At 70.1% G+C, this 9,233-nt stretch carries 9 protein-coding genes; 5 read left to right on the forward strand and 4 right to left on the reverse strand.

Annotated features, from left to right (window positions below; all coding sequences use genetic code 11):
* Positions 1-181: 181 nt before the first annotated feature.
* The 4 genes from D3105_RS29770 to D3105_RS34790 all read right to left on the reverse strand — a co-directional run bounded on the left by D3105_RS29770 (position 182) and on the right by D3105_RS34790 (position 3,172).
* Positions 182-661, reverse strand: coding sequence for a DUF6643 family protein (locus D3105_RS29770; RefSeq protein WP_118906031.1), 480 nt, complete (start codon positions 659-661; stop codon positions 182-184).
* A gap of 439 nt (positions 662-1,100) precedes the next feature.
* Positions 1,101-1,616, reverse strand: a complete 516-nt coding sequence (locus tag D3105_RS29775; RefSeq protein ID WP_118906032.1) for a hypothetical protein — start codon at positions 1,614-1,616, stop codon at positions 1,101-1,103.
* 29 nt (positions 1,617-1,645) lie between these two features.
* Positions 1,646-2,887 (reverse strand): hypothetical protein, encoded by a 1,242-nt coding sequence (locus D3105_RS29780; protein WP_118906033.1) that lies wholly within the window; start codon positions 2,885-2,887, stop codon positions 1,646-1,648.
* Between the two features lie 129 nt (positions 2,888-3,016).
* A complete protein-coding gene (locus D3105_RS34790) occupies positions 3,017-3,172 on the reverse strand; it encodes a hypothetical protein (RefSeq protein ID WP_165891109.1) in 156 nt (51 codons plus the stop codon).
* Between the two features lie 828 nt (positions 3,173-4,000).
* Here D3105_RS34790 and D3105_RS29785 point away from each other — a divergent pair.
* The 5 genes from D3105_RS29785 to D3105_RS29805 form a co-directional block, all read left to right on the forward strand.
* On the forward strand, positions 4,001-5,500 hold the full coding sequence (locus D3105_RS29785) for a sensor histidine kinase (protein WP_118906034.1): 1,500 nt from the start codon (positions 4,001-4,003) through the stop codon (positions 5,498-5,500).
* Positions 5,430-6,089, forward strand: coding sequence for a response regulator transcription factor (locus D3105_RS29790; RefSeq protein WP_165891110.1), 660 nt, complete (start codon positions 5,430-5,432; stop codon positions 6,087-6,089). Before D3105_RS29785 ends, D3105_RS29790 begins: the two co-directional genes overlap by 71 nt.
* Before the next feature lie 234 nt (positions 6,090-6,323).
* Positions 6,324-6,923 carry a carbonic anhydrase gene (locus D3105_RS29795; RefSeq protein ID WP_118906035.1) on the forward strand — a complete coding sequence of 200 codons (600 nt, stop codon included), beginning with the start codon at positions 6,324-6,326 and terminating at the stop codon, positions 6,921-6,923.
* A 79-nt stretch (positions 6,924-7,002) separates the two neighbouring features.
* A complete protein-coding gene (locus tag D3105_RS29800) occupies positions 7,003-8,532 on the forward strand; it encodes a SulP family inorganic anion transporter (protein ID WP_118906036.1) in 1,530 nt (509 codons plus the stop codon).
* 110 nt (positions 8,533-8,642) lie between these two features.
* Positions 8,643-9,233: TerD family protein (locus D3105_RS29805; RefSeq protein WP_133305724.1), on the forward strand; the 591-nt coding region annotated here is incomplete at its 3' end.

Below are 9,233 nucleotides of genomic sequence, written 5' to 3' on the forward strand. Positions count from 1 at the left end.
CCTCACCCCGTGCCCCCGTCCCCGACGATCGATGTCCCCTCGGCCTGCCTCGGCGGGTCCGTCGTGCGGTGGATCGTCGAGATGCCGAGCCCGGCCTCCGTACCCCTAGACCGCTTTCAGCCGCCGGAGGTTGCCCGGTGCGTCCCCCGGCGCACCGTGCCGTACGGAGAGGGGCGGCGGTTCAGTACCCCCGGCTCTGGTACGGCCGGTTGTACGGGTCCTCGTACGGCGACTGGGCCGGGACAGGACGCGGCGAGGCCGGGCGCATCGACTCGTACCCGGTGGCGGGCGCGGGGCGCTGCGGCTGGGGCTGCTGCGGATAGCCGCGGACCGCCGAGGGCTGCTGCGGGATGTACGGCGCGGGCGCGTGCTGCAGCTGGGCGTGCTGCATCGGCTGCGCCGGAGCCTGCTGGTACTGCGGCATCGGCTGCTGCTGCGGGTAGCCGTAGGAGCCGGTCTGGTGCGACGGGGCCGCGGGCAGGGCCGGCAGCGCCGACGGCAGGGCCGGCAGGTAGCTGTTACCGGTGTCGTACGCGGCCGGCACACGGATGGGGGCGATCTGAGGGGTTCCCCGCTCCGCGACCAAGGAGTCGTAGATCGGAGTGTCGGGGAACGACGCGGCGTAGTAGCCGCCGCCGAAGGTGGAGCGGGGGGACGTCATGCCACCTAAGTTAAGCCCACGATGTGCCGGATGGGGAGCCCCAATCTTTGGGTTATCCGTTTTACGCGGGTTCTGCGCGCCCGGCCCGCCGAAACGAGGTTAAAGCCTTCGTTAACAGCGGGGGCCTTTCCGCTGATGAGCGACGGCTTCGGCGTGGGCCCTTCTCCTTGATCGGGAACGGAGCGGGATGTCCGCGGACGGGAAGCGGACAGCGTTCGGACAAAGGGCGGGGTGACCGGTTCGGCCGTCGAGGGCGTCCTACGCCCGTTGCGGCTCGCCGAGTGCGGCGTCGGCGGTGCGGAGCGCGCGCGGTGTCCCGGCGAGGCCGGCCGGGTCGAGCGTCGCCTCGACGAGCTGGGCCCCGACGCGATCCCTGCCGTGGGATCGGCCCCGCCCGTGGTCGGGGCCGATCCCGATCGCCGCGCGGGGGGGGGTCCGCTCAGGCCACGGGTACGGGTTCCAGGGCCGCGATGTCTGCGAGCGAGAAGAGCATCTGCTCGTGGAGGAATCTCACCATGGTCCAGTGCGGCAACGCCCCCTCGTCGAAGGGCCCGAATTCCTGACGGTACAAGGGGATCCAGCGCAATGCCTCCTCCAGTGCCCGTTCGCGTCCCGGGCCTTCCTGGTAGTTCTCGTAGGCGATGCTGCGGTGGTTGATGAAGAACCGCCCGGGGAGCCGTTCCTCGCACAGCGCCCGGTATTCACGGGTCTGCAGGATGAGGTAGTGCCATATCTCGTCGATTTCCTGTTCGACCGGCAGGAAAAGCCCGCTGAGCCGATCCCGGTGGAGGGAGACGAGATAGAGGTACCGCAGACATTCGGTGACCTGTCGTTCCACGAAGCCGGGCGGTGCCTCCGGTGCCTTGTCCCGGAAAAGCCGCACCACTTCGGCGTGGAGCTCCTCGCCGAGCAGGTGCTTGAGGTCGTCGGCGGATATCTTCTGTCCGCTGGTCATGGCGTTCCTTTCCCGTGGAGGGCGGGGCGTCAGGTGCGTCGGCCGGTGAGCCAGGCGTACTTGCCGGACGGCCCGATCGGGATGCGGGCGCGGTGCTCGATTCGGCAGCTCCGTGCCGTCAGTTCGCCCGTGCCGCGTCGCAGCGACTCCGTCTCGGACTCACCGAGCGGCTCGCCGGTGAACGTCGTGTACAGCAGAGTGGCCTCCGTGTCGCCGTGGAGCCGGAGTTGGTGCAGGAAGATCCGGGGGGAAGCAGCCGCGATATGCCGGTCGAGGTCGCCCTGGGCTACCGGTCCCTTCGGTGTCGGGAGCAATTCCGCGAGCCGACCGCAGAATTGGACGATCCCGGCGGGATCCGGCGCGCCGTCCAGAGTGCGCACACAATCGCCCGACCGGTAGCGGACGAGCGGCATGTAGGGATTGCGCACGCTGGTGACGACGAGTTGGTGCATCGTGCTTCCGGGGGCCACCGGGAGGAGTTCGACGCTCATCCCGTCCAAGTGGGGCCAGTACCTTCCTTCCCGGTCGCTGTAGAAGAGATAGCCCAACTCCGTACTGCCGAAGAGGTCGATGACCGGGCAGGCGAAGCGCTGGTGCAGGAAGTGCCGTACGTTCACCGGCGTGTACTCGTAGGCGTGGATGATGCTGGCCGGTTCGGGAAACGCGTCACCCAGCCCCCAGGCCTCGGCCTTCCGCACCAGATAGGCCAAGTGGTACCCGGAACAGTCGAGATGGTAGTGGCCCTGCGGATGCGAAGAACGGGCCTGATCGATCTCCCGGAGCATCCGCAACACCTCCGATCGGTCCCAATGTGCGGGGTCAAGACGGAGGTTGAGGTAGCAGGTCCGCTCGTCCAGCCGACGGTCGGCCAGGCTCGGAGCCCGCCCCGGCTCGACGCCGTGCCGGGCGGCATTGACCCGCGCCACGTGTTCGGTGGCCAGCACCGTGGTCAGCGAGACGCGGGGGCAGCCCGACTCCCAGGTCCCGCCGATGTCGGGGTGGTCACGCCACAGTTCGTAGTAGGAGCGGAGCAGGAAGTACGGCGGTCGGATGATCCGCATCCGGGCATGGTTGGTGCCGGTGGACAGGACGAACTCCGCCTCGCCGTTCTCCAGTGCCGCTGCCAGGCGGGGTGTCATCCAGTTGCCGGGGAACCCGCGGGCGATCTCCGGCTTGTCCAGCACCGGGAAGTAGCCCTGGGCCAAGGACTCCTGATAGATCGGTATGTCGCGAATATGTTCGATGACCTCGTCGGTCGGCTGGCCCTTCATTAATTCCTTCTCATGTTTCACGCAGCTGAAGAAATACGGGCTTGGGGAGCCGGGGCGGGGGCTCCGGGTAATGCGCCACGGTCGGGGAACGGCCTCATGCGGAGTCGGCCCGGGCGCCCCCGCGATGGGTCAGGAAATACAGCCCGCCTTCGGTGCGGCACTGATGCAGCCGCTCTTGGGTGCTGCGCTGATACAACCGTCCTTCGTGGATCTCTCTGGCGAGTTGACGGCGATCCAGTTCTGCCAGATGTCGTCCTCGGACATCTTCTTGATGAGCTGTTCCATGAGGTCCTCCGATGACAGTGCGGAAGGTACTCCCGGTCATGGGGTCGACGGTCGATGCATTATCCCTCGACCCGCTCGCCGAAGGTAAAAGGAAGATTGAGTGACTGTCAACGAACGGCAATACCGAACCACGGGAAGCAGCCACGAACGGGGTGGGATTCGGCGCGTTCTCGTCGCATGACCCCTGGGCCGTGGCTGACCCGGACCGCAGCGCCCCACCAACCGCGAAGTCCCTGATGGACGCGGGTGGACAGCGGTGCGCGGACGCTTCCGGACGGCCCGCCCGGCAGCACCGTGACGGGAGACGGACGGGGTCGCGGCCCTCGAAGATGAGAATGCTCTCCTCAAGTCCGTTCACCGAGTCCCACGAAGGCAGAATGGCCATATGTTCTGGCGAGGGGTGGGGTCGGTATTAGTGGGCTGCTGCGCGGGTGCTGCGGCGTTACTGGCCGTCTGGTTATGGCCCGGCCAGAGTGTGGCGCCTTCGATGGGGTCGGTGGTGGTCGTGCCCGTTCCGCACGGCCCGACGCCCTCGCCGACCTCTCCGTCCGGCCCGGGCCGCCCCGCCGTGACACCCCCCGCCGCCGCGCCCGGCCCGTCCCGCACCTGCTCGGGCGGCCGGCCCGTGCCCCCGTCGCCACCGCCTGCGGCCGACGACGGGGGCACGGGGGCGTCATACCTCGTCGGCGACGACGAGAAGGGCTCACGGGCCCCCCGGGGTGAGGTGGATGACGAGGGCGACGACGGGTGGGGCGCCGGGAGCGACGACGAAGAGACGGAAGCTTCGGACGGACCTCCGGAGGATGCGGACGACGAGTGGGACGACTGATGATGTGGCGCTCCACCAGCGCACGCTCCCGCATCGTCGGCTGGATGCTCCTGTTGCTCGGCGCGGCCCTGGCCGTGCCCACCTTCGGCATCACGATCGTCTGGCAGGCGGAACTGGACCGACAGGTCGACGCGAAGCTTCTTTCCGAGGCCGACAAGCTGCGAGCGTTCGCCCGCTCCTCCCGAGACCCGTACACCGGTGAGCGCTTCACCTCCGGCGCCGCGCTGCTGACCGGGTTCATGGCGGTCCACCGCCCCGAGCACAACGCCGCCTTCTTCAGCGTCGTCGACGGGCGGGCGGACCGGCGCAGCCCCGGCCCGGCCCCGGCCCGCCTGGACCGGGACCCGTCGGTCGTGGCCCTGATGGCGCGCACCTCCGACACCCGCGTCCGGTGGCTGGACTCTCCGGCCGGCAAGGTCCGTTACGGCGTCGTCCCGGTTCAGATGGCGGGCGACCGAGCCGACACCCGGCTCGTCCTGTTGTCCTTCCGGGACCAGGAACTGCGCCAGGAGCGTCACATGGCCCGGCTGCTGCTGCTCTCGGGCTGCTTCGCCCTGGTGCTCGCCGGGCTGGCGAGCTGGCTGGTCGCGGGCCGGGTCCTGGCGCCGATCCGACTGGTCCGGCAGACGGCCGAGCGGATCAGCGAGACGGACCTCAGCCAGCGGCTGCCGGTGCGGGGGAGCGACGATGTGGCGGCTCTGGCGGAGACGTTCAACCACATGCTCGATCGCCTGTCGGGCGCCTTCACCGCACAACGCCGGTTCCTGGACGAGGTGGCGCACGAACTGCGCACCCCCATCACGGTTCTGCGGGGCCACCTGGAGCTGATGGAGGAGGCCCCCGGTAGTCTGCACGGGCAGACCCGGACCCTGCTGGTCGACGAACTGGACCGGATGCGGCGGATCGTGGACGACCTGCTGCTCCTGGCGCGAGCCGAGCGACCCGACTTCCTCGCGATCGGCCAGATCAGTCTCACCGACCTCGTGGTCGACACGGCGGCCAAAGCCCAGGCGCTGGGGCCCAGGCACTGGACGGTGGCCGAGGTCGCCGACGTCAGCGTGCGTCTGGACGGACAACGGGTCACCCAGGCTTTGATGCAGCTCGCGGCCAACGCGGTCAGTCACACGGGCGAAGGCGACACCATCGAGATCGGGTCGCGCCTGTGGCGCGGCCGGGTACTGCTGTGGGTGGCGGACACCGGGCCCGGTGTGGCCCCGGAGGACCGTGAGCGGATCTTCCAGTGTTTCTACCAGGGAGGCACGGCGGTCCCCGGCCGGGCCGCCACCGGCATCGGCCTGGGGCTCGCCCTGGTCCGCGAGATCGCCCAGGCACACGACGGCGTCGCCCGCGTCGAGGAGGCCGACGGAGGCGGCGCGAGATTCGTCATCGACCTTCCCGCACTGCACCCCACGACCGAAGGAACCCTCTGTGAGCAGGATCCTGATAGCCGAGGACGAGGCGCGCATCGCCGCCTTTGTCGAAAAAGGCCTGCGCCGTAGTGGGTACGTCACCCGGGTCGTCGCCGACGGCGTCGCCGCCTACGAGCACGCTCGCGGCCGGGACTTCGATCTCCTCATCCTCGACCTCGGCCTGCCCGGCGACGACGGGCTGACCGTGCTGCGCAAGCTGCGGAAGGCGCGCGTCAGCCTGCCCGTCGTCATCCTCACCGCGCGCGACAGCGTGAGCGACATCGTGGCGGGCCTGGAGAGCGGCGCCGACGACTACATGGTCAAACCGTTCGCCTTCGACGAGTTGCTGGCCCGCGTACGGCTGCGTCTGCGCCGTGAGGAGCCACCGGAGAACTTCCTGCTGCGGGTGGGCGACCTGCTGCTGGACCTTCGGACCCGCAGGGCCCAGGTCGGCGAGCGCATCGCCGACCTGTCCGCCCGGGAGTTCGCCCTCGCCGAGATCCTCATGCGCAACCCCGACCGGGTCCTGTCCCGCGAGCAGCTGCTCAGCCAGGTGTGGGGGTTCGACTACGACCCCGGCTCCAACATCGTCGACGTGTACATCCGATACCTGCGGCGCAAGATCGGAGCCGAACGGGTGCAGACCGTGCGGGGCGTCGGCTATCGGTTGCGGGCCTGACGCCCGCCGCCCCGGGCGGACACTGCGCCGGGGCGGCGGTCGCGGGCCGTCGTACGCGATGAGAACAGTCTCACTGCCGTCTCACCGCCACCTCATCGCCCGCCCACAGACTCCTCCTTGCGGGTCGTTCGGCGACGCGAGGCCCGTGAGTGGCCCTGACGACGGTTGCAGCGGCCCCTGCCTTCGCACGACGAGCCGCACGCCGCTGCCGTATGCCCGTATGGAGGACCCCCTGTGCGACGACTCATCGACCATGCCCGCACCTTCCCCGCCCGCTGCGGCGGAGCGGGCCGCGACCTCAAGGAGTTCGAGGCCGGCCAGCGGCCGTCCACCATGTTCATCACCTGCTCGGACTCCCGGGTCGTCCCCGCCCTGCTGACCGACTCCGGACCCGGCGAACTGTTCGAGATGCGTACGGCGGGGAACATCGTCCCACCGTACGATCCGGACGCGCCCACCAGCGAGATGGCGACCATCGAGTACGCCGTCTGCGTGCTGGAGGTGTCCGACATCATCCTCTGCGGACACTCCCACTGCGGCGCCGTCGGCGCCCTGGCCCGCGGCGAGGACCTGCGGACCCTGCCGGCGGTACGGGGCTGGCTCGGCCGGTCCGCCCCCGCGGGCCGCTTCCAGGGCCCCGAAGGCTTCGGTCCCGACTGTGAACAGCCCGTACAGCGCCATGCGGTGGCGCAGCTGGACAACCTGCGCGCCTATCCGTGCGTGAGCCGGGCCGTGGGCGAGGGCCGGCTCGGACTGCACGCCTGGTACTACGAGGTCCACACCGGCTCCGTGCTGACCCACCGGCTCTCCACCGGAACCTTCTCCTCCCTGTGACAGCGATCCGGCGTGAGCGCAGCGGCCGCCCCCGCCGCCACTCGCCGACTCCCCCCACTCCCCAAGGAGCTGAGATCTCATGTCCTCATCCCACCGCGGGTTACGCCCGGACGTCCTGTCCCGTGACGTCCTCGCCTCGATCGTGGTGTTCCTCGTCGCCGTCCCCCTCTGCGTCGGGATCGCGGTCGCTTCCGGTGTCCCCGCCGAACTGGGCCTGGTCACGGGCATCGTCGGCGGACTGGTCACCGGTGCGATGCCGGGCAGTTCGCTCCAGGTCAGCGGTCCGGCCGCCGGACTGACCGTGCTGGTCCACGAGGCCGTCACCACCCACGGCGTCGCGGCTCTCGGCATCCTCGTCCTGGCCACGGGAATCCTTCAGATCGGGCTGGGTCTCATCGGCTTCGGCCGGTGGTTCCGCGCGATCTCGACCGCCGTCGTCCACGGCATGCTCGCCGGCATCGGTCTCGTACTGATCAGCAGTCAGCTCTACGCCATGGCCGGGTTCAGCGCCCCCGGCAGCGGTCTCGACAACCTGGCCGGACTGCCGGACCTGTTCACACGGATCCACGGAGCCCCGGCGATCTCCTCCTGTGCGATCGGCGCGGGCACCATCCTGGTCCTGGTCCTGTGGAAGCGGCTTCCCGGACGGCTGCCCGGGATGCTCCCCGGGCCGCTGGCGGCCGTGGGGCTGGCCACCGCGACGGTGGCCGTGTTCGACCTGCCCGTCGCCCCGATCGAGGTCCAAGGGCTGATCGATTCACTGCGGCTGACAGGCCTGGACGACTTCGGTCTCCTCGCGGATGTCGGTCTCCTGGGCGTCATCCTCGCCTTCACACTCATCGCCTCGGCCGAATCCCTCTTCAGCGCCGCCGCCGTGGACCGGATGCACGACGGTCCGCGCACGCACTTCAACAAGGAACTCGTGGCCCAGGGGACGGGCAACACCATATGCGGCCTCGTCGGCGCACTGCCCATGACCGCCGTCATCGTGCGCAGTGCCGCCAACGTGCAGGCAGGCGCGCGCACCAAGGCCTCCCGGATCCTGCACGGCGTGTGGCTGCTGGTGTTCGCGGCCCTGTTCCCCGCGATGCTCGGCCTCATCCCGGTGGCCGCCCTCGCCGGGATCCTCGTCCACGCCGGCGCGAAGCTCATCCCGGTCGCCACCATCCGTGCGCTCTGGCGTGAACACCGGGGCGAGGCCGTGGTCCTGGTGGTGACCGCGCTGGCCATCGTCCTCACGGACATGTTCATGGGCGTGCTGCTCGGTATCGGACTGGCCGTGATCAAGACCGCCTGGGAGACATCCGTGGTCCGGCTCGACATCGACGAGCGGGACGACCGCACCACGGTCTCCCTCAGCGGCAGTGCCACCTTCCTGCGCCTGCCGCTGATCCTCGACACCCTGGAAGCGTTGCCGAAGGACCGGCCGGTGGAGCTCGACCTCTCGCGGCTGCGCCACCTCGACCACGCCTGCCGCACCGCGCTCGAAACGTGGAGCACGCACAGCGGCGCCGTGCGGCTCGACGGACCGGCGACGGACGGCACCCCGCGCGAGGCCGCCCTCGCGGGACTCGCCCGGGACGGCGAAGGTCCTCCGCGCAGACCCTAGGTCTGTGGTTCGTCCCCCGCCTCGGCCCGCCTTGGCGCCGCCGTCCGGAGGCTTTCCCACCACCGGCCGTTAAGTTGTGGGGGGAAAGCCTGCGGGCAGCCGGACTCGTGATGGGGGCGATCATGACTATGCAAAAGGGAACCAACGTTCCGGTGCCTGCCGGCGCCGTGCGCGTCGAATTGGGGTGGCGCGCCGCACCGGGCGTCCCGGACGTCGACGCCTCCGCGCTGCTGCTGGTGGCGGGAAAGGTCCGCGACGACGCGGACTTCGTCTTCTACAACCAGCCGGCCCACGCCTCCGGAGCGGTCCGGCACGAGGGCAAGCGGACCGCCCCCGACGGGGTCACCGACACCCTCCTCGTCGACTTCGGGAAGGTCGAGCCCGGGATCGAGCGCATCGTCGTCGCGGCATCGGCCGACGGCGGCACCTTCGGCCGGGTGAGCGGGCTCTACGTACGGATCACCGACGCGGCGGGCGGCGCGGAGCTGGCCCGCTTCGACAGCACGGACGCCACGGTCGAGACCGCCTTCATCCTCGGCGAGCTGTACCTCCGTCAGGGCGCCTGGAAGTTCCGCGCGGTCGGGCAGGGCTACAGCACCGGTCTCGAAGGCCTGGCGACGGATTTCGGCATCTCCGTGGACGAACCGCAGCAGGCCCCGCCCGCCCCGCAGGCTGCCGCGCCGGCCGCCCCGGCACCGGCC

The sequence above is a fragment of the Streptomyces globisporus genome, assembly GCF_003501885.1.
Classification (GTDB): domain Bacteria; phylum Actinomycetota; class Actinomycetes; order Streptomycetales; family Streptomycetaceae; genus Streptomyces; species Streptomyces globisporus_D.